This window comes from Vibrio pectenicida (genome assembly GCA_024347015.1).
GTDB lineage: Bacteria > Pseudomonadota > Gammaproteobacteria > Enterobacterales > Vibrionaceae > Vibrio > Vibrio pectenicida.
In genome coordinates this window covers 2,331,694-2,353,388 of the sequence record AP024889.1, presented here as the reverse complement: position 1 = coordinate 2,353,388, position 21,695 = coordinate 2,331,694, and the positions used below count along the sequence as shown (strand labels likewise).

Genomic DNA, 21,695 nt, shown 5'->3' with positions numbered 1-21,695 from the left:
GTGCCGCTGATATCAGCGGCATTTTTTAGACTATGTGGAACAATTTACTTAGTGATAGCACGTTTTGAACCTGAGTAAGTAATGCTTTTTGTTCATCTTCAGTTCGAAATTCACCTTTGGTGTTGCCCCAGATAGGTCCAGGCCATGCGACATCATTTTTAAAGCGTACAATGTGATGAATATGAAGCTGCGGGACCATGTTGCCAAGTACCCCAAGGTTAAGTTTATCAGGGTTAAATGTTGCTTCTAATACTTGATTTACTGCTTGAGATTCAAGTAGGAACTGATGCTGATCCTGTAATGTCATGTGATACAGTTCTTTTAAATTATTTCGTTTGGGTACAAGTATGACCCAAGGAACTGCATTATCTTTATGTAGTAGCGCTATAGATAAGGGGAAATGACCTATAGTGCTGGTATCTTTGGCTAGTTGTGGGTGAAGCTCAAAGCTCATAGTAAACCCCTGTGGTGTTTTATCAGTATATGGCGGATAAAATAAAGGTTGATGCTTTCACATCAACCTTTATTTAATTTCATGTAGGCTTATATTTACATGCGATCTAGAGTTTCAATACCTAGCAGAGATAGTCCCTGCTTGATTGTCTTCGCGGTCAATGCTGCTAGTTTGAGGCGACTTTGTTTAATAGAATCATCTTGTGTATTAAGAATAGGGCATGCTTCGTAGAAGCTTGAGAACTGACCTGCAAGTTCAAACAGGTAGCTACACAGTATGTGAGGCTGGCCTTCTCGAGCTACAGAATGTACTGCCTCGTCAAATTGAAGTAGTTTGGCGATCAGTAATTTTTCTTTCTCTTCAGTGATCTTAATGTCTCCAGCTAGAGAATCCATTGAAATCCCTGCTTTGGCGAAAATAGATGCAACACGAGTGAAGGCATACTGCATATAAGGAGCGGTATTACCTTCGAAAGCAAGCATATTATCCCAATCAAACACATAGTCAGTTGTGCGATGCTTAGAAAGATCAGCATATTTCACCGCAGCCATAGCGACAGTGTTTGCGATATTTTGTTTCTCAACTGTTTCTAGATCAGGGTTTTTGGATTCGATTAGCCTTATCGCACGCTCTTCTGCTTCATCTAGGAGATCCTTCAGACGTACTGTACTTCCTGCCCGGGTCTTAAATGGACGGCCATCTTTACCTAACATCATGCCAAATGCATGGTGTTCTAAAGTGACGTCTTCAGGTACATAACCAGCTTTACGTACGATAGTCCAAGCCTGCATTAGATGTTGGTGCTGACGGGAGTCGATGAAATATAGTACGCGGTCGGCACCAAGTGTTTCGTAACGATACTTAGCACATGCAATATCTGTCGTGGTGTAAAGGAAGCCGCCATCACGCTTTTGAACAATAACGCCCATAGGCTCGCCATCTTTATTCTTGTATTCATCTAGAAATACAACCTGTGCGCCGTTATCTTCTTGAGCTAAACCTTGCTGTTTAAGATCAGCAACGATGTTTGGTAGCATATTGTTATACATACTTTCACCCATAACATCGTTACGAGTTAGAGATACATTAAGGCGGTCATAGTTATGCTGGTTCTGGATCATGGTGATATCAACCAGTTTTTTCCACATCTCAGCACAATACTCGTCACCACCTTGCAATTTCACCACATAGTTACGTGCTTTTACTGCAAAGTCTTCATCCTCATCATAGAGTTTTTTTGACTCACGGTAGAAAGCCTCTAGATCGGATAGCTCCATAGATATTTCGCCGGTTTCTTGCTGCACTCGTTCAAGGTTCGCGATCAGCATACCGAATTGAGTGCCCCAATCTCCGATGTGGTTAGCACGAATGACTTTATGGCCCAGAAACTCCAGTGTACGTGATACCGCGTCTCCAATGACCGTTGAACGAATGTGGTGGACTGCCATTTCCTTTGCCACATTTGGTGCTGAGTAATCTGTGACTATCGTTTTTTGCTCTTCAATAGCAACCCCTAGACGAGAATCTGAAAGCGCTTGTTGCGCTTTTTGAGCCAGAAATTCTTCACTCAAGAAAATATTAATAAAACCAGGGCCTGCAATTTCTGTTTTGCTAGCAATACCATTAAGATCGAGAACATCCAATACTTTCTGGGCGAACTCCCGTGGGTTAGTGCCGAGCTTTTTTGCTACACCCATGACTCCGTTTGCTTGATAGTCACCAAATTGTGGTTTTGCTGATTGGCGAACTGCTGCTGGGCTACCTTTAGGTGCACCCGCGGCTTCTAAGGCCTGAGAGACTTTATCATTAATAAGAGCTTGGATATTCACGCGTGTTTCCTTCAATTCTCAAGAATTGCTTAGATATGTATATATAAGTTAAATCTAGTCACCATTTTTTACTTAACCGTAGTTAAAGCGGTAAAAAGAATGCATATCTTAATCGAGTTCATAAATTGGTGCATATAATACCAATTTTATTAGCTCTCATATAGAGAGTGTTCTAGGAAATTTTCTACTTTTAGCTACTATCTTGGTAGTATTGCGTAGAAATCAACATATTGGATGGATAAAAATGTCGCAAAGACTAACCGATGCTGAACTAATGCCAGAACAAATGAAAGCTAAACTTGATACTTTTATGCAAAAAATTCAGTTATTAGGTGAGAAACTCAAGGTCGATTTGCAGGTCTTACAAGCAGACCATATTGCTCTGCGCCTTAACGATAAGCAATTAGCAACATTGGCGCATAAAGAATGGCTGAAAGAGGGACGTGAGATTTCAACTGCGATGATAAACGGCCGTCCTATAGTAGTGATTGAACTAACGCAGCCGTTTAGTATCTCAGATTGGTCTATTGAATGTCTTGAATTACCGTATCCAGCACAAGGTAAGGTATATCCATCTCAGTGCTGGGAACATGTTGAATTTATTGTCCCTTCTTTGGCTAAAACAGCTGAAGAGTATTTAGCAGATGTAAAGTTGAAATACCCAGGTTTGGCCAATCAATGGGATAAACTTGGAGCACAAGGTATTACGGTAAAACTATCGAGCCCCGGAGGGAAAGGAGAGCGAATCAATAATCCTACTGTAGCTTTTAAACATCAAGATATCTGTATCAAGTTCCACCAACATTCGTTGAAAAATATTGTAGAGTCAGAACAATTAACCTAGATCAGTGTCTTTTGGCCTGAGCTGAAATTCTTCTACAGAGCCAATTTCAGCGCCCACATCGAGAACGCCTGATGCATGGTGCGAGTGCCCTTTCGCGTGCATAATTAGCCTATTGGCGGTTCTGGGCTTGAGTTCATTTACAACAAAACGAATCATGTCAGCACGACTAAGCTTTTTCAGCTCATCAAGTACACGTTCTTTGTGATCAAAGCTGTAATCTTTGTTACCAATAGCAACCCAAAGTCTTTGAGCTCGAGTTTTTAAAGTGGTGTCTGGTGCGGCAATTTGGCTCCACAGACCTCGTTTGCTGCTGTGCCATTGGTAATCATTAAGCTCGAGCAACACCATATAGAAGGCGTTGAGAAACTCATCAATTGATCTGATTAGCTCAATTGGTGCTGCATTTGGTGATTGGACATAAAGTACTAGGCCAGGGTGTCGGTTTAGTGGCAAATTACCTGTTCCAACCATGTAACCGAGTTGCTGTTTAGTACGGATCTCATGGAAAAAAGTCGCTGACATTAAATGGTTGGCGAGCAAATATAGAGCGATATTGTGCGGTTCAATATCGTCACATTGATAGTACACAACAATGGCAGAATCTTCTTGGTTGGATTCAATAGAGCGTTGAAAAGAACCATTTTTACCTAGCATAACCAGAGGCCTCAGTGATTCCTCGTAACCTTGGTTGTGTACTCTGAGTGCGTCTTTAAGGGTATCGCTAAGCTTGATAGTCTCTGTTCGCGTCCAATCACCATATACAAACATTTCTACATGCAGTTTTGCAAGGATAGAGGATACGAATTCTTTCAGTTCGTGGACTTGAAGGCTTTCCAAGGCAGACAATAATTCATTATATGGTGGATTGTTAGGTTGCAGCATTCCTGTCATGGCATTAAATAACTGGGAGATGGGTTTATCATGAGCCGCATTTTTCCAGTTTCTAATTAACTGTTGTTTAATAGTGTCAAAACGCTTTGCATTGAATTCTCTGCTGGAGAAGCGCTCAAGAATCATTGTCATTAGTTCAGGTTGTTTTTTGCTAAAGCCTGATAAAGTTAGAGTCACACCTCCTTGATGTGAGTACATGTTGTAACTCATACCAGCGATTTCCGCTTGATAAGTTTCTTTAGCTAAAGAGTCGAGAAACATTTCTACGCATACTCTGGTTTTGACTATGTTTTTAGCATTTGCCACAGCATGAGGGCTATCGATAGCAACAAAAATGACACCTTTAGGTACTCTAAATTCATTATCTTGAAGATGCCAAAGTTTAAAACCGGGTAGGTCTTGGATTACCTCTGGAACTGAAGAGTGGTTTTCTATGGGAAGAGGTTCTAAATCATAACAAATGAACGGGTTTTTAGGCGGTAGAGCGAAACTTAAGCCGCTTTTTGTCGTAAAGTGCGATCTTTGCTGCTGAGTAAAAGAATTAACGGAATAAGGCGTATCATACCATTTGGCTTTTTGTTCATATTTGTAGCCTTTAGCAATTAGCGTAGCGCGCAAGTTATCTATGGTGAAATAGGTAAAAAGTTGCCTTAAAAGCTCTTCATCATAATTATTCATGACATAGTCGCCATAAACTATATCTTCCGGCGAATAATGTTGCATGTTAATGACTAAGTGGCTGACTAAATCAATGGGTCTTGTGGGTTCTTGAAAGCGAAAAGCCGATTCTAAAACCGCCTGCTTTTCAAGGTAACGCCATTGTTCAAAACCTTTGTTGTCAATCAAGACTAGATATGAAAATAAGGCTTGAATAATATCATCAACATGATCAAGACCTGTAGGAGTTAAAGCGCAACTTATTGTAAATTCACGATAGTTACTACCGCTGGTGCCTCCCCCAGCTGAAAGTGAGGTTATCCATCCTTTTTCTTTAAGCGCTAGCATTAAACTACCTTCACCCTCATAGCCAAGTAAATGAGCAAAATAGGACATGGGTTTTTGGCGATAGTACTTGTCTAGGCTAGGTAAAGGAAAAGATAATATGAGTTTGCGAATCTCCTTAATAGGCTCAATGTTGACCGAAATGGCGGTGGAGTTTGCATCGAGATAAGCAACATCAATCGATTTTCCTGACAGACCTCGATTCGGAATAGACGAAAACTTATCTTTTACCCATTGATCCAATTCATCGAGAGGTTGGGGGCCTAAAACTACCAATGTCATTAAATCAGCAGAGTATTTTTCTTGGTAGAAGTCGACAATCTCACTTCTGATTGATTGTCCATTTCTATCACTTAGGGTCGTTTGGTTTCCGACTGAAAATTTTGCGAAAGGGTGATTAGGGTTAACCAATTCTTTGTGCACTTGATAAAGCCGCCGTGAATCATCGTTGAGTTTGAGCTTAAACTCGGAGTCGACGGCTTGACGCTCTTTATCGAGAGCTTCAGGGTTAAATATAGGAGCTGTGAAAAATTGGCTAAATCTATCGAGACAACTGCATAATGCAGTAGGCATAACGTCAAAAAAGAAGCAGGTATGTTCGGCACCAGTCCAAGCATTATTACTTCCGCCATGTTGATTGATATAACTTTGGAAATCACCAACTTTAGGGTACTTTGTTGTACCTAAAAATAACATATGTTCTAGATAGTGAGCCATTCCGTGACGGTCATCAGGATCGTCGAAGTGTCCTACATTGACTGCCAATGCAGCCGCTGCTTTTTGGGTATTTTTTTCCCGAATGACCAATACTTTGAGTCCGTTTTTCAACGTTAAGTAGCGATATTGGTTGGTGTTATTCGGGCTTAAGTGCACAAGTTACTCTCCGCTTGAGGTTTTGAAGTATTGCGGCGCTTTCTGTCAATATTTGGAAGAAAGGCCTATATGACTGTCTTTTGGCAGGATTGAAGTAAATGTGAATTTTATTCCTGACAAATATAAGCATACACAATTTCTTAATCTATACATCAAGAATGTTACGAAAGTCTAAGTCTTAAGGTGTGCGCTTGATATAATTATCGGTCATATGAGACATATGTGGCACTATCGCCAATACACTCGTTTTATTAAAAGAATCATAGTTTTAGGAATAAGCAATGAAAATATTTATTATGCGTCATGGAGAAGCTGAGCACCATGCACTCACAGATGCGGAGCGTGCATTGACGTATAAAGGCCGAAGTGATTCGATCCAAGCTGCTCATCTTTGTGTAGAGAAAGGCTATAGTCATCTGGATATGGTATTTGTCAGTCCTTATTTAAGAGCTCAGCAGACTTGGCAGGCTATTTCTCCCCGCTTGAATGCTAAACAGATTAAAACCTGTGACGATATTACTCCATATGGAGATGCGGCCCATGTTGGAGATTACATTGCAGCTATTGCTGAAGTTGAACGTCCAAAATCTATTCTATTGATTTCTCACCTGCCTTTAGTGGGATATCTGACAGCTGAGTTTGTGCCAAATATAGTACCTCCCATGTTCCCAACATCTGGAATAGCATGCATTAATTATGATGTTAATAATCGTCGTGGTGAGCTGGCTTTCCACATCCATCCATAGATTTATTTAAGTTATAATTTATGCTTGGTCATTAAATAATTTGTTTCTTAGTCGCCTTAAAGTGTTAGCCATAAAATTGACATTTTATATGGACTGAAATTTGCATCTTCACCTAAGTCCTTTAATTCAGGTTGAATAATATTTTCTGTCGCTATGAAATTTACATTGCCATTTGCCGATAAATTACCCTCAATACCCCAAAGAGCGATGCCTGCGATAGGTGCTCCCATTATGGTATTGGCTACATTGGCGATGGTTGTTCTGCCGATACCTCCCTTTATACTGGACTTATTTTTTACGTTTAATATTGCTCTCGCAATGGTGGTTTTATTGGTCACCGTTTATACGCGTAGGCCGCTGGATTTTGCAGCTTTTCCTACTGTACTTCTAATTGCGACTCTTTTACGTTTGGCGTTGAATGTTGCATCTACACGAGTGGTATTACTCTATGGTCACGAAGGAACAAGTGCTGCGGGCAGTGTCATAGAGGCATTTGGCAGCGTGGTTATAGGTGGTAACTACGCAGTCGGTTTGGTTGTATTTCTGATCCTGATGATCATTAACTTTATGGTAGTAACTAAAGGTGCGGGGCGTATTTCTGAAGTTAGTGCTCGATTTACATTAGACGCTCTGCCAGGCAAACAAATGGCTATAGATGCTGATCTCAATGCAGGCTTGGTTGATCAGGATCAGGCGCGCACTCGACGCCAAGAAGTGACAAAAGAAGCTGACTTTTATGGATCGATGGACGGTGCATCGAAGTTTGTTAAAGGAGATGCAATTGCCGGTATTTTGATACTATTTATTAATATTATTGGTGGTCTATCAATTGGAATGGTTCAGTATGATTTAGCTTTCAGAGAGGCTATTCAGATCTACACCTTACTGACCATTGGTGATGGCCTTGTCGCACAAATTCCGTCACTTTTATTATCAATTGGTGCGGCAATTATGGTGACCCGTCAAAATACCGATGAGGATATGGGTCAGCAGGTTGTTTTCCAATTGTTTGATAACCCGAAAGCACTGATGATTACGGCAGGTATCCTAGGAGTAATGGGATTAGTTCCTGGTATGCCTCATTTCTCTTTCTTACTTCTTGCTGCTTTAGCAGGAGGATCTGCTTATTGGATTCATCGAAAGCAAAAGAAAAGTGCTGAAAATGCCAAGCTTCCAGCGACAAAAGATAAAGAAGCGCCAACACCAAAAGAATTATCGTGGGATGATGTTCAACCAGTTGATATTATTGGGCTTGAGGTTGGTTATCGTCTTATTCCATTGGTTGATAGAGAGCAAGGGGGAGAGTTGCTCGAGCGGGTTAAAGGAGTCCGAAAAAAACTTTCCCAAGACTTTGGATTTCTTATTCCTGCAGTGCATATACGTGATAATCTTGAGCTAAGCCCTAATAGTTATCGTATTACCCTGATGGGAGTGGCGGTAGGTGAGGCGGAAATTCGGCCAGATATGGAGTTGGCGATTAACCCAGGCCAAGTATATGGAATGGTGGAAGGTGAGCCCACCATTGATCCAGCATTCGGTCTAGAAGCGACATGGATAAAAGATGAACAGCGTGAACATGCGCAAGCTCTTGGTTATACAGTGGTTGACTCTTCAACGGTTTTGGCTACGCATTTAAGCCAGCTCCTTACTAATAATGCTTCTCATCTAATTGGTCATGAGGAAGTGCAAAACCTACTTGAAATGCTTGGGCGCAGCACTCCGAAATTAGTTGAGACTTTTGTACCTGATCAATTACAGCTTGGCGCTGTGGTTAAGGTGCTGCAAAATCTACTCAACGAAGCTGTACCTATCAGAGATATCCGGACCATAGTTCAGACATTGGCTGAATATTCGAGTAAGAGTCAAGAACCTGACATCTTAACCGCAGCAGTTCGAATTTCTTTGAAACGATTAATTGTTCAAGAAATCAACGGGATAGAGCCTGAGTTGCCAGTGATTACTTTGATTCCTGAGTTGGAACAGATATTGCACCAGACAATGCAGGCGTCTGGAGGAGAGTCTGCGGGAATCGAGCCTGGTTTAGCAGAGCGACTGCAATCTTCATTAACTCAAGCTACTCAAGAGCAAGAGTTGAAAGGAGAACCAGCGGTACTTCTCACCTCAGGTGTATTGCGTTCTACACTCGCGAAGTTTGTGAAGAACACAATTCCATCACTACGGGTACTCTCCTATCAGGAGATTCCAGACGAGAAACAAATACGCATTGTTCAAGCTGTTGGTAACTAATGGCTAAATGCGAAAAGATGGATATTGATTTTGAAGATTAAACGATTTTTTGCCAAGGACATGCGCACCGCTTTGCTACAAGTAAAAAGTCAGCTGGGCGATGATGCAGTAATCATGTCGAATAAAAAAGTCGCTGGCGGCATAGAGATTGTGGCAGCGGTCGATAACGAAACAGCTGCTGCACGCTCGGCCGCTAAACAAACCTCTCAACCTCAGCACAATAACACTCAAGCGGCTTCGACTACTAAAAGTAGTGTTAATAGTAAACAGCGTACGCTAGACGAAGACAAAGTCAGCTTACAAGCCAAAGCTGACAATGGCTCAATGACTAAGCGTTTTGCGCACATGCTCAAACAATACAGCAATACTACCGCTGGTGGGAATGATAATGAGCCATCAAATGCTGACTCATTATCATCATTACTTAAACGGCAGTCGAGCCTACGTAAAGAAGTCAACGGGGTACAACTTCGGGAAGATTCGCCTCTTGCTAGACTGATCGCACAGGACAAAGGTGGGGAACATCAACCACGTTTGGACCCAACTCGTTATGAACGTAATCAGCTTGATGAGTCTGCTGCGAGTGGTGAAGATTTAGAAGAAATGCGCGAAGAGATGACATCAATTCGTCGACTGTTAGAGCATCAGGTCTCGGGGCTCATGTGGCAGGAAGTTGAGCGTCGTGAGCCGCTAAGAGCAATGCTTATAAAGCGTTTGGAACGTATGGGAGTGTCTGCAGATCTTGCCGATCAACTCGCTTGTTACATTCCAGAAGATACACCTCCAACTAAAGCATGGAAAGCGTTATTGGGTCTAGTTTCAGACCAAGTTCCAATTTCCAAACAAGATATCCTCAAACGTGGAGGTGTGGTTGCTTTACTCGGACCTACAGGTGTTGGAAAAACGACCACGGTCGCCAAGCTTGCGGCAAGAGCGGCGATGGAATATGGCTCTGACAATGTCGCTTTGGTTACAACAGATACTTACCGTATCGGGGCTCATGAGCAACTGGCAATTTATGGGCGTATTATGGGATGTGCTGTAAAAGTTGCTAAAGATTCCAAAGAGTTAGCCGATGTAATTTACCAGTTAAGGAATCGTCGTTTAATTCTTGTTGATACTGCAGGTATGGGGCAGAGAGATGTTCGTCTGTCTGAGCAGTTGGATACATTAATGCACGAAAGCGGTGAAGTTATTCATAGCTATCTAGTATTACCAGCAACAGCTCAAAGGAAGGTATTGCAAGAGACTATCGATCATTTTCAAAGAATACCTTTGTCAGGGTGTATTCTTACTAAATTAGATGAGTCTTTAAGTCTAGGCGAATTTGTTAGTGTAGTAGTACAAAATTCTCTGCCAGTTGCTTATATCGCGAATGGACAAAGAGTTCCAGAAGACATTGTGATAGCGCAACCTAAATATATGGTAGCTAAGGCAAATGAATTGTTAGAGAAGTCGACAGATAACGAACCTCACTATTGGAATAGTGAAGCAGAAAGGTTCTAGGCGGCGGACGATTATGACGAAGAATATGATACAAGACCAAGCAAGCGGGCTACGTCGCTTAACGCAGCCTTCTCTGACCAAAGTTATTACGGTAACGGGTGGTAAAGGTGGAGTCGGAAAGTCCAATGTAACCTTGGGGCTAGCGATATGTATGGCCCGTCAGGGAAAAAAGGTCATGGTGCTAGATGCCGACCTTGGCTTAGCAAATGTAGATGTTATGCTTGGAATACGGTCAAAAAAAAATCTTGGCCATGTACTCGCGGGTGAATGTGAACTCAAAGATGCTATTGTTGAAGGACCGTATGGGATAAAGATAATTCCGGCAACATCAGGTACACAAGCAATGACTGAATTATCTCATGCACAGCATGTAGGCCTAATTCGCGCCTTCGGTAGCTTAGAAGATGAGATGGATGTATTGCTCATTGATACTGCTGCTGGGATTTCGGATATGGTGGTGAGTTTTTCTCGCGCTGCTCAGGATGTCGTCGTTGTCGTTTGTGATGAACCTACATCCATCACTGATGCATATGCTCTGATCAAGCTTTTAAGTAAAGAACATCAGGTTCAAAGATTTAAAATTGTCGCTAATATGGTTAGAAGTTATCGTGAGGGAAGAGAATTGTTCGCAAAATTGACCTTGGTCACAGAGAGATTCTTGAATGTTGGTATCGAACTCGTAGCATGTATCCCATTAGATGATAAAGTTCGACAAGCCGTTAAAAAACAAAAGATTGTTGTGGACGCATTTCCTCGTTCACCTGCATCATTAGCTCTTGGATCTTTAGCAAATAAGGCATTAACTTGGCCAATTCCTAAAACACCGAGTGGACATCTGGAGTTTTTTGTAGAACGCTTACTTCATAGAACAGAGATGTTAGAGGAACCATTTGGTGAATAAGGCATTGACCTATGACCAATACGCAAATCAAGACAGTCGGCGAGTATTTTTAGAAAAATACTCGGTGCTGGTTAAACGCATTGCACACCATTTAATCGGACGGCTACCCCCGAGTGTTCAAGTTGAGGATCTTATCCAAGCTGGGATGATAGGACTGCTAGAAGCTCAAAAAAATTATGATGGTAGCAAAGGGGCAAGTTTTGAAACCTATGCTGGTATTCGCATTCGGGGTGCTATGCTTGATGATATACGTCGTGGAGATTGGGTCCCTCGTTCAGTGCACAAGAACAGTAGGGAAATCAGCCAAGCGATTTCAAAATTAGAAGGCGAGCTTAGTCGGGATCCTACCGATGCCGAAGTTGCCAATAAAATGGAGATGACTCTAGAGCAATACCACAGTGCCTTGGCGGATATTAATTGTTCTCGTCTGATTGGTATTGACGATTTAGGAGTATCGGAGGATGCGATTTCTCATGAAGATTCAGATGAAGAAAATATCCCATTTCAAGGGGTTGCAGATGAGTATTTTCGTACTGCTCTGATAGAATCAATTAAATCACTTCCAGAAAGAGAAACTCTTGTACTTTCGCTTTATTACGATGAGGAGTTAAACTTGAAGGAAATCGGCGAAGTAATTGGTGTTAGCGAGTCACGTGTCAGCCAGATACTAAGCCAATCAATGCAACGTCTTCGCACTAAGCTAAGTGTTTGGACAAACGATAACTAGAAATCACTGATATCGAACTCAGTGGAGGCAATTTTGAAAAAAGATATGAAGATCCTTATTGTTGATGACTTTTCAACAATGCGCCGTATCGTTAAGAACTTACTTCGTGACTTGGGTTTTAATAATACCCAAGAAGCTGATGATGGCTTAACGGCGCTACCAATGCTCAAAAAAGGTGATTTCGAATTTGTTGTGACAGATTGGAACATGCCTGGTATGCAGGGCATCGACCTTCTAAAGCATATTCGCGCCGATGATGAGCTCAAACATTTACCTGTACTGATGATCACAGCAGAAGCGAAGCGTGAGCAGATTGTTGAAGCAGCGCAAGCAGGTGTTAACGGATACATAGTTAAACCGTTCACTGCTGCAACGTTGAAAGAAAAATTAGACAAAATCTTCGAACGTTTATAAGTCAAGAAATTGACGCAGGGACGCGAAAGGCTAATTCAAAATGATTTCATTAGAGCAGGCAAAGAACCTCGTAGAGTTACTAGAAAGTGAGCAGCAAGAAGAAGCTGACCAACTTATTAGGAGCTTACAAGAAGCGACACCAAGTCCCGTTTTTCAGGAGATTGGTGAGTTAACTCGTGATTTGCACGAGTCTATCAAGCATTTCAGTGTTGATGACCGTATCAATGCTATTGCGAATGCGGAGATTCCTGATGCTAAGGACAGGCTTCAGTATGTTATTGATAAAACTGAAACCGCGGCAAATAAAACGATGGATGCGGTCGACCGATGTATGCCGATTGCAGATAACTTGCATGAGGGCTTACTGAAAGTTCGACCTAAATGGAATGAGTTAATGCATGGCCGCATTGAGCTTGCAGAATTTAAGGCTCTTTGCCATCGTATTGATAAGCTACTTGGTGAAGTTGAAGGAGACAGTTCTGAGCTAAGAGGTCAATTGACAGAGATTCTTATGGCTCAGGATTTTCAAGATTTAACTGGTCAGATTATCAGTAGAGTTATCACTCTGGTCAATGAGGTTGAAGGCCGGCTTGTGGAAATTTTGACCGCATTTGGTGCTAGTAAACTTGAAGAAGCCGAACAAAATAAAAATAAATCATCGATAGATCCAGAGGGGCCAATACTCAATGCTCATGAAAGGGAAGACGCAGTGGCATCACAAGATGAAGTTGACGACTTACTCTCGAGTCTTGGGTTTTAGAGGTAATTTATGAGTTTTGAATTAGACGAAGATATTCTACAGGACTTTTTGGTTGAAGCAGGGGAAATTCTTGAGCTTCTTTCAGAGCAGCTGGTAGAACTTGAAAATAACCCTGAAGACAAAGAATTGCTCAATGCCATTTTCCGTGGTTTTCATACTGTTAAAGGTGGGGCTGGCTTTCTATCTCTTACCGAGCTGGTCGATACTTGTCATGGTGCTGAAAATGTGTTCGATATTTTGCGTAACGGACAACGTGATGTTTCCTCAAGTCTAATGGATACTATGCTAACAGCATTGGATACGGTTAATCGGCAGTTCCAGGCGGTACAAGACCAAGAGCCGTTACCTAAAGCTGAGCAAGCGCTGTTGGATGAACTGCATCGTCTAAGTAGCCCTCAATCAGCGGATGAGGCTGAACCTGAAGCCAGTGCTCCAGCAGAAGCTGCTGAGCCAGAACCTGAAGCCAGTGCTCCAGAAGAGCCTGCAGCACCAAGTAGTGATGGTGATTCTGGTGGCTCTATCGATGAAATAACTCAAGATGATTTTGATAAGTTACTCGATGAACTCCATGGTGAGGGCGGTTCTCCAATTGCTGCCTCAGAACCTGCAGGTGGAGCTTCAGAGCCCGCAGGTGACGCGAGTGGTGATATTACTGATGATGAATTCGAGAAGTTGTTAGACGACCTCCATGGCTCAGGAAAAAGCCCAGTTGAGGCGGATAATGAGGCTGAGAATAAAGCCAGTGCAGCACCTCAAGGTGGTGATGATGGCTTAATGACGGACGACGACTTCGATAAATTGCTTGACGATCTTCATGGTTCAGGTAAAGGTCCTCTTGAAGCGCCAGTAGATAACGCAGAAGCGCCCAAAGAAGCAACACCTCCGCCCGAACCTAAGGCCGAGCAACCTGCACCGCCTCCACCTAAACCTGCTGAAAAAGCGGCGCCACCTGCAAAAAAAGAAGCAGCACCTCCTGCGCAAAGTAAAAAGCCTCAGGCTGAAGCTACGGTTCGTGTCGATACATCAACACTTGATGTTATTATGAATATGGTTGGTGAGCTGGTGCTCGTTCGTAACCGGTTGTTAAGTTTAGGCTTAAATAGTAACGATGAAGAGATGGCAAAAGCTGTTTCTAACCTTGATGTGGTTACTGCCGACCTTCAGGGCGCGGTAATGAAAACGCGAATGCAACCGATCAAAAAAGTGTTTGGTCGATTCCCTCGTGTGGTAAGAGATATTGCACGAACTCTAGAAAAAGACATCAACCTAGAGATGCGTGGTGAAGAAACCGATTTGGATAAAAACCTCGTTGAAGCACTAGCCGACCCTCTCATTCACTTGGTTCGTAACTCGCTAGACCACGGTATAGAAATGCCTGCAGATCGTGTAAAAGCAGGCAAATCTCAGCAAGGTAAAGTGATTCTTTCTGCTTCTCAGGAAGGTGATCATATTGAGTTAGCTATTGTCGATGACGGAGGCGGTATGGACCCAGAGAAATTAAGGGGAATTGCCGTTGACCGTGGGATGATGGATGAAGATGCAGCGTCACGTCTAAACAACAAAGAATGTTTCAACCTAATATTTATGCCCGGATTTTCTAGTAAAGAACAAATATCTGATATTTCAGGACGTGGTGTGGGTATGGATGTGGTGAAAACCGCAATAAATGGGTTGAATGGTTCTATTGATATTGATTCCGAATTGGGTAAAGGAACCAAAATTACGATTAAAGTGCCTTTGACTCTGGCTATTTTACCAACCTTGATGGTGGGAGTTGCGGGGCATCCATTTGCTCTTCCTCTGGGGAGTGTTAATGAGATTTTCCATTTGGACCTCAGTCGTACCAATGTAGTTGATGGTCAGTTAACTATTATTGTCCGAGAAAAATCAATTCCATTGTTTTACTTACAAAATTGGCTAGCTCCGAAGTCAGCTGACTTGGAATTGCGCAAGGGACATGGGCATGTAGTAATTGTACAGATTGGGAGCCAGAGAGTTGGGTTTGTAGTCGATACCCTCATCGGACAAGAAGAAGTGGTGATCAAGCCTCTTGATAGTATGCTTCAGGGAACGCCGGGGATGGCGGGTGCGACAATCACCAGTGATGGGCATATTGCTTTGATTCTGGATGTTTCAGATTTGCTTAAGCAGTATGCGGCTGCTTCTCGAATCTAAGTCGTAGAATAATAAAGGATAACTATGGCGATTAAAGTTTTAGTAGTTGATGATTCGAGTTTTTTTCGTCGCCGAGTCAGTGAGATAATTAACGCTGAACCTCGTTTAGAGGTAATGGATGTGGCGACCAATGGTAAAGAAGCAGTAGACAAAGCCCTACGATTGAAACCGGACGTGATTACAATGGACATAGAGATGCCTGTGATGGACGGTATCACAGCAGTTCGTGAAATTATGGCTAAAAGTCCAGTTCCTATTTTGATGTTTTCGTCGTTAACGCACGATGGAGCAAAAGCAACACTGGATGCTCTCGATGCAGGTGCTTTGGACTTTCTACCCAAAAAGTTTGAGGATATAGCACGTAACCGTGATGATGCGGTTTCATTGTTGCAACAACGTGTAATTGAAATTGCTTCACGCCGTACCTTTATGCGCCGTCCTGCCAGCAAACCAGCTTCAACTTCGGGTACAGCGAAATCTCCCACAGCCTCTTCAACTACGCAAAAAACATCTAAAGCAGCAACCGCTTCGGCAAAATCTTCTATTGGGCGATTTAAGTCTTCGGGTAAGAGATATCAACTTACGGCCATTGGCACCTCAACTGGTGGCCCTGTCGCACTACAAAAAATTTTGACTCAGTTGCCAGCTAATTATCCTCACCCTATTTTACTCATCCAACATATGCCAGCTACATTCACAGCTGCTTTTGCAAGCCGTCTGAATTCTTTGTGTAAAATTCAAGTGAAAGAAGCTGAAGATGGTGATTCACTTAAACCAGGAGTGGCATATCTTGCTCCTGGTGGAAAGCAAATGATGATTGATGGTCGTCCGGGCTCTGCCAAATTACGCGTCATTGATGGTGGTGAACGGATGAACTACAAACCTTGTGTTGACGTAACTTTTGGTAGTGCTGCTAAAATTTATTCGGAGCAAGTTCTATCAATGGTATTGACCGGGATGGGTGCTGATGGACGAGAAGGTGCTCGTATGCTGAAAAGTGCGGGTGCAACTATTTGGGCACAAGATGAGAACAGTTGTGTGGTGTATGGCATGCCACAAGCGGTTGCTAAAGCAGGTTTGTCGACTGAAGATTTACCATTGGATCGTATAGCAGAACGAATGCTAGTTGAAGTAGGTTTGTCCTAGGGGTAACGGATGATTGTTTGGAGTATTGCAAACCAAAAAGGTGGTGTTGGCAAAACAACAACGACTATCACCCTTGCGGGTTTGTTAAGCAAGCAAAGCAAAAGGGTTTTGTTGGTTGATACTGACCCTCATGCATCTCTAACAACTTATTTGGGTTATGACCCTGACGGCGTAAATTCAAGCCTATTTGATCTTTTTCAGTTAAAGGACTTTAGCGAAGAAAGTGTTTTGCCTTTGGTGATGAAGTCAGATGTAGAAGGTATCGATATTATCCCTGCACATATGTCACTTGCTACGTTAGACAGGGTTATGGGTAACCGTAGTGGTATGGGATTAATACTTAAACGAGCATTGATGGCGATTGATCAACACTATGATTATGTTTTGATTGATTGTCCTCCTATACTCGGTGTGATGATGGTTAATGCATTGGCTGCGAGTAATCGTATCTTGATACCAGTGCAAACCGAATTTTTGGCAATGAAAGGTCTGGAACGAATGGTGCGAACTTTAGCCATAATGCAAAAATCACGTAATAACCCATTTAATGTCACTATTGTCCCGACTATGTACGACAAACGGACCAACGCGTCGTTGCAAACATTACAAAAGTTAAAGAAAGATTATCCAGAGCAGGTATGGACCTCTGCAGTACCAATTGATACCAAATTTAGAGATGCTAGTTTAAAGCATCTACCGGTTTCACATTTTGCTTCAGGGAGTCGTGGAGTTTTCGCATATAAACAGCTATTAATTTATTTAGAAAGGTTGGCTGTGAATGAGTAGTAATACGTTGATCTCGAGTGAACAAGCGTTGGAAGAGTATTTTTCTGCGCTGTTAGATGAGTCATTAGAAGTCGATGATAAACTAGACTCTCCTGATAATAATCAGGATCCAACATTAGATCTAGAATCTGATGTAGCAATGTCAGCACTCGAGCCTGCCGCTCAGATGACAGAGGAAGAAACTAGCTATGCACCGCCCGCAATTGAAGTCGAATTACCGAATTTAGACGATGTTGAGCGACTGCTAGAACAATTAGAGTCGACTAACCCAGTTGCAGATCTTCAGCTTGAAGAGGTGATGGAGCAAAATACCTCTCAAATATCAGAAACGAACACTGCTGTTGAAGAGGTTCAGGACTGGCCGCCTGATGAAGATTCAGCACCAGAGATAGAAGATGCAGCTACTGAATCTCAATCTGAAGCTGTAGTGGAAGAAATTGCTCAACCAGAGATCAGTGCCAAGCTAGAACAACCTGAAGTTGAAGTTGAAGTTGCTGAAGAGGTTTCGCTAGAACCAGAAATTCAGTCAGGTGGTAGTGAATCAGATATTTGGCACTCCACCATACGTGATCAAGAGTTTCAGGTTCTATATTTTGAAGTAAATAGTGTGACTTTTGCGGTTCCTCTTGATGAGTTAGGTGGTATTCACCGTATTGCGGAACTTAACCACCTTATTGGCCGCCCTGATTGGTATTTGGGGCTGCAGACTGGTCGAGATGCACAGCTTGATGTGGTAGATACGGCAAAATGGGTTATGGCTGAGAAATTGGATGATGATACATATAAAGATGAGTACCAATATATTGTTATGTTGGATGAAAGTATGTGGGGATTAGCTTCAACTCAGCTAAAGGGGACGGAATCAATCAACCCAGAGAAGGTACGCTGGCGGAAAACCGCAGGAAAACGTCCTTGGCTTGCGGGGATGGTCAAAGAAAAAATGTGTGCTTTGATCCATGTTGAAGCATTGGTAGCTATGCTTAATGCAGGACTTGATGTAAAAGCCTTGGACAAATAAAACGTTTATGCCGATTTTGGCTTAGAGAGGAATAGGTATGTCTCAAACTAATGAAGTCGAAGTGAGAAGGGATCAGTCAAATGACGAAGTACTTCAGTGGGTGACGTTCCAACTAGAAGAAGAAACCTACGGTATCAATGTAATGCAGGTACGTGAAGTGCTGCGTTATACAGAAATTGCTCCCGTGCCAGGTGCTCCCGATTATGTTCTTGGGATCATTAACTTGCGTGGTAATGTAGTTACAGTTATAGATACCCGATCACGCTTTGGTTTGATGCAAGGTGAAATCACAGATAATACACGGATCATCGTGATTGAGTCCGAGCATCAAGTGATAGGTATTCTAGTTGATAGTGTTGCTGAAGTGGTGTACTTAAAATCTTCTGAAATTGATACGACGCCAAGTGTTGGAACTGACGAAAGTGCTAAGTTTATTCAGGGTGTTAGTAACCGTGATGGTAAGTTGTTAATTCTTGTTGATCTGAATCAGCTGCTAACTGACGAAGAATGGGATGAGATGGCTCATCTATAATGGAAGCAGTTTTTTTTGCAAATGCTCCTGCCATTGCAGGAGTCATTGCGTTAGTAGTTGTCGTATTTTTTGCTGTGATTTTACTGCGATTAAAGAAGAGCCAAGGTGTTATGTTTGAGCACTGGCGGCAGAAGAATCGTCATCTGGATAAAGAGTTACAAAAAGCTAACAAGCAGCTACTCGAAGTGCGTTCTGTTGTCGTTGGTTTAGGACAGAGGGTTAGTGAGCAACAGGATCTTATTCAGCATTTGAACGAGAGAATCGCGGAGCTTGAACAGGAAGATGGTGATGGACGCTTGTATTCAAGAGCTTCTAAAATGGTTCAACTTGGAGCTGATGTTAACGAACTTATCAAAGAGTGTGAATTACCTAAAGCTGAAGCCGAGTTAATGCTTTCTTTGCAAAAAAAAATTGCTGGTAAGGAAAAAGTACCCCCTCTTGGAACGGACTCACAAGCTAGCCACTCGTCGGCACAGAGGAAAAGCAGAAGAAAATCTTGAACATAATTTAAAGGATGCATTGCGCATCCTTTTTTGTGTCCAAATGTAAACAATCAATCTGCACTTATTTGGAATATGGTAGATTATTTACATAAAATTACCGTATTTCGTGATGGTCTAAGACCTAATTCTATTTAGTGTCAGTATGGCTATGCTACTATAGTGCCACTAAATTTAACTAGCGAATATTCATGTTAGAAGCATCCCAGCTTACCGCTGTTAGAGATAATAGAATCCTATTTGAATCACTGTCGTTTACACTTAACTGTGGTGACTTAGTACAGGTTGAAGGTCGAAACGGGACAGGGAAAACGACATTACTACGGATTATCTCTGGGCTTGCAGATCGCGATAATGGCAACGTATTTTGGAATGGGGAAAGTATTGAATCTAACCGAGATGCTTACCATAAAGATTTGTTGTTTTTAGGGCATCAAACAGGAATAAAGCGAGAATTGACCGCTTATGAGAACTTACGTTTCTATTTTAACATCCATTCTAACCATTCGATAGATAAGGTAAGCCTATATAATGCTCTGATGAAAGTAGGGTTGGCGGGGCGCGAAGATGTGCCAGTCGCACAACTATCTGCTGGTCAGCAGCGTAGGGTGGCTCTTGCACGTTTGTGGTTAAGTCAGCATAAACTTTGGGTTTTAGATGAACCTTTAACTGCTATTGATAAACAGGGTGTCAAAGTTTTGGAGTCTCTTTTTCTCAGTCATATTGATAAAGGTGGCATTGTCTTGTTGACTACTCATCAGGAAATGTTTGCCAACCACACAAGATTAAAAAAAATCACATTAGGTAACGCGCCATGCTTGCAGCAATGAATAACATCATTCGGCGAGAGCTTCTCATAGCGTTTCGACGTCAGGCAGATATTTTTAATCCTTTGTGGTTTTTTATCATAGTCATTACTTTATTTCCGCTAAGCATAGGACCTGAACCTAACTTACTTGCGCGTATTGCTGCCGGTATTGTTTGGGTAGCCGCTCTGTTGTCTGCTCTACTATCTTTGGAAAGACTATTTAGAGATGATTTTCAGGATGGAGCTTTAGAGCAAATGATGTTAATACCTTTGCCGCTGTCGCTTGTTGTTATTTCTAAAGTTATTGCGCACTGGATGTTGACCGGATTACCTTTAATTTTGATAAGTCCCTTATTAGCTATATTACTTTCTCTTGATATGAATTCTTGGTTAGCAGTGGTTTCAACTTTGCTCATTGGAACGCCGACATTAAGCTTTATTGGTGCGATTGGTGTTGCTTTGACTGTAGGGTTACAGAAAGGGGGGGTATTACTTAGTTTACTGGTCCTTCCATTGTATATTCCGATATTGATATTTGCGACGTCTGCGATTGATGCCGCATCCTTGGGAATGGCGTATAAAGGTCAGTTAGCTATTCTTGGGGCTATTTTTATGGGATCAATAACATTGACGCCTTTTGCTATTAGTTCTGCTCTTCGAATAAGCGTTAATTAATTAGTTTTGATCGAGGACAAGACATCCTTATGCCTGTCGGTAACATAATTAAAAATTCAGTCTGACATAGACAATAAAACAACATTGAAGCGAAAGTGAGGAAACAATGTGGAAGTGGCTCCATCCTTATGCCAAGTCGGAAATTGCCTACCAGTTATGTGGTAAGTTGCTACCTTGGTTTGCGATATTGTCGTTACTGCTTTTATCACTAGGTACAGTATGGGGGTTAGCTTTTGCTCCCTCTGATTACCAACAAGGTGACAGCTTTAGAATTATCTATATACATGTTCCTTCAGCGATGTGGTCTATGGGCGTATATTTGTCAATGGCTATTGCGGCTTTTATTGGCCTAGTTTGGCAAGTCAAACTATCTGATATGGCGGCCTGTGCAATGGCGCCTATCGGAGCAGTTTATACCTTTATAGCATTAGTGACGGGGGCAATTTGGGGAAAGCCAATGTGGGGGGCATGGTGGGTGTGGGATGCTCGTTTAACTTCTGAACTAATCCTCTTGTTTCTGTACCTTGGAGTTATAGCACTGTACCACGCATTCGATGATCAAAGAATGGCAGCTAAAGCGGCAGGTATTTTGGCCATTGTAGGTGTGGTGAACTTACCTATTATTCATTTTTCGGTTGAGTGGTGGAATACCCTTCACCAAGGGGCAACCATTACTAAATTTTCCAAACCTTCGATTTCTAGCGATATGTTCTGGCCATTGTTAATCAATATTCTAGGTTTCGCATTTTTCTTTGCCACCTTGACCGTGGTTCGATTGCGTAACGAAATTATAAGCAAAGAGAGCCATCGTCCATGGGTGACAGCTCTTGTTCAGGCGAGACTTCAGAGAGGTAAATAAAC

20 protein-coding genes are annotated in these 21,695 nt (G+C 42.2%); 17 read left to right on the top strand and 3 right to left on the bottom strand.

Going from position 1 to position 21,695, the window contains the following annotated elements:
• Window positions 1-25: 25 nt before the first annotated feature.
• The gene (locus OCV27_RS10780; RefSeq protein ID WP_125320341.1) at window positions 26-454 is read right to left on the bottom strand and encodes an HIT domain-containing protein; all 429 of its coding nucleotides are present in this window, start codon (window positions 452-454) and stop codon (window positions 26-28) included.
• A 95-nt stretch (window positions 455-549) separates the two neighbouring features.
• Entirely contained in the window at window positions 550-2,283 is a 1,734-nt protein-coding gene (gene argS / locus OCV27_RS10775) for an arginine--tRNA ligase (protein ID WP_125320340.1), read from the bottom strand.
• A 244-nt stretch (window positions 2,284-2,527) separates the two neighbouring features.
• On the opposite strand from argS, the gene OCV27_RS10770 reads away from it, so the two are divergent.
• A complete protein-coding gene (locus OCV27_RS10770; protein ID WP_125320339.1) occupies window positions 2,528-3,127 on the top strand; it encodes a VOC family protein in 600 nt (199 codons plus the stop codon).
• On the opposite strand, the gene OCV27_RS10765 is transcribed toward OCV27_RS10770, so the two are convergent.
• Window positions 3,119-5,893 carry an insulinase family protein gene (locus OCV27_RS10765; RefSeq protein WP_125320338.1) on the bottom strand — a complete coding sequence of 925 codons (2,775 nt, stop codon included), beginning with the start codon at window positions 5,891-5,893 and terminating at the stop codon, window positions 3,119-3,121. The two genes, OCV27_RS10770 and OCV27_RS10765, sit on opposite strands and share 9 nt — an antisense overlap.
• A gap of 281 nt (window positions 5,894-6,174) precedes the next feature.
• Here OCV27_RS10765 and sixA point away from each other — a divergent pair, with 281 nt between their 5' ends.
• From sixA to OCV27_RS10685, 16 genes are all read left to right on the top strand, one after another.
• On the top strand, window positions 6,175-6,639 hold the full coding sequence (sixA, locus tag OCV27_RS10760) for a phosphohistidine phosphatase SixA (RefSeq protein WP_125320337.1): 465 nt from the start codon (window positions 6,175-6,177) through the stop codon (window positions 6,637-6,639).
• A 153-nt stretch (window positions 6,640-6,792) separates the two neighbouring features.
• A complete protein-coding gene (gene flhA / locus OCV27_RS10755; protein WP_125320336.1) occupies window positions 6,793-8,886 on the top strand; it encodes a flagellar biosynthesis protein FlhA in 2,094 nt (697 codons plus the stop codon).
• Window positions 8,887-8,916: 30 nt separating this feature from the next.
• Window positions 8,917-10,392, top strand: a complete 1,476-nt coding sequence (flhF, locus tag OCV27_RS10750; RefSeq protein WP_125320335.1) for a flagellar biosynthesis GTPase FlhF — start codon at window positions 8,917-8,919, stop codon at window positions 10,390-10,392.
• 13 nt (window positions 10,393-10,405) lie between these two features.
• Complete coding sequence (locus OCV27_RS10745) at window positions 10,406-11,293, top strand: MinD/ParA family protein (protein ID WP_125320334.1); 888 nt, start codon at window positions 10,406-10,408, stop codon at window positions 11,291-11,293.
• The gene (locus OCV27_RS10740) at window positions 11,286-12,020 is read left to right on the top strand and encodes an RNA polymerase sigma factor FliA (protein WP_125320333.1); all 735 of its coding nucleotides are present in this window, start codon (window positions 11,286-11,288) and stop codon (window positions 12,018-12,020) included. The genes OCV27_RS10745 and OCV27_RS10740 overlap by 8 nt, the downstream gene beginning before the upstream one ends.
• Window positions 12,021-12,065: 45 nt before the next feature.
• Entirely contained in the window at window positions 12,066-12,434 is a 369-nt protein-coding gene (gene cheY / locus OCV27_RS10735; RefSeq protein WP_114786770.1) for a chemotaxis response regulator CheY, read from the top strand.
• A 40-nt stretch (window positions 12,435-12,474) separates the two neighbouring features.
• The gene (locus OCV27_RS10730) at window positions 12,475-13,194 is read left to right on the top strand and encodes a protein phosphatase CheZ (protein WP_125320332.1); all 720 of its coding nucleotides are present in this window, start codon (window positions 12,475-12,477) and stop codon (window positions 13,192-13,194) included.
• Window positions 13,195-13,203: 9 nt separating this feature from the next.
• On the top strand, window positions 13,204-15,369 hold the full coding sequence (locus tag OCV27_RS10725; RefSeq protein ID WP_125320331.1) for a chemotaxis protein CheA: 2,166 nt from the start codon (window positions 13,204-13,206) through the stop codon (window positions 15,367-15,369).
• Window positions 15,370-15,393: 24 nt separating this feature from the next.
• Entirely contained in the window at window positions 15,394-16,515 is a 1,122-nt protein-coding gene (locus OCV27_RS10720; RefSeq protein ID WP_125320330.1) for a protein-glutamate methylesterase/protein-glutamine glutaminase, read from the top strand.
• Between the two features lie 9 nt (window positions 16,516-16,524).
• Window positions 16,525-17,301, top strand: a complete 777-nt coding sequence (locus OCV27_RS10715) for a ParA family protein (RefSeq protein ID WP_125320329.1) — start codon at window positions 16,525-16,527, stop codon at window positions 17,299-17,301.
• Entirely contained in the window at window positions 17,294-18,319 is a 1,026-nt protein-coding gene (locus OCV27_RS10710) for a chemotaxis protein CheW (protein ID WP_125320328.1), read from the top strand. The genes OCV27_RS10715 and OCV27_RS10710 overlap by 8 nt, the downstream gene beginning before the upstream one ends.
• A gap of 37 nt (window positions 18,320-18,356) precedes the next feature.
• Complete coding sequence (locus OCV27_RS10705) at window positions 18,357-18,851, top strand: chemotaxis protein CheW (protein WP_125320327.1); 495 nt, start codon at window positions 18,357-18,359, stop codon at window positions 18,849-18,851.
• Window positions 18,851-19,351, top strand: coding sequence for a DUF2802 domain-containing protein (locus tag OCV27_RS10700; RefSeq protein WP_125320326.1), 501 nt, complete (start codon window positions 18,851-18,853; stop codon window positions 19,349-19,351). Before OCV27_RS10705 ends, OCV27_RS10700 begins: the two co-directional genes overlap by 1 nt.
• 191 nt (window positions 19,352-19,542) lie before the next feature.
• Window positions 19,543-20,181, top strand: a complete 639-nt coding sequence (gene ccmA / locus OCV27_RS10695; protein WP_125320325.1) for a cytochrome c biogenesis heme-transporting ATPase CcmA — start codon at window positions 19,543-19,545, stop codon at window positions 20,179-20,181.
• Window positions 20,166-20,834 (top strand): heme exporter protein CcmB, encoded by a 669-nt coding sequence (gene ccmB / locus OCV27_RS10690; protein WP_125320324.1) that lies wholly within the window; start codon window positions 20,166-20,168, stop codon window positions 20,832-20,834. The genes ccmA and ccmB overlap by 16 nt, the downstream gene beginning before the upstream one ends.
• A 106-nt stretch (window positions 20,835-20,940) precedes the next feature.
• Window positions 20,941-21,693 (top strand): heme ABC transporter permease, encoded by a 753-nt coding sequence (locus OCV27_RS10685; protein ID WP_125320323.1) that lies wholly within the window; start codon window positions 20,941-20,943, stop codon window positions 21,691-21,693.
• Window positions 21,694-21,695 lie beyond the last annotated feature (2 nt).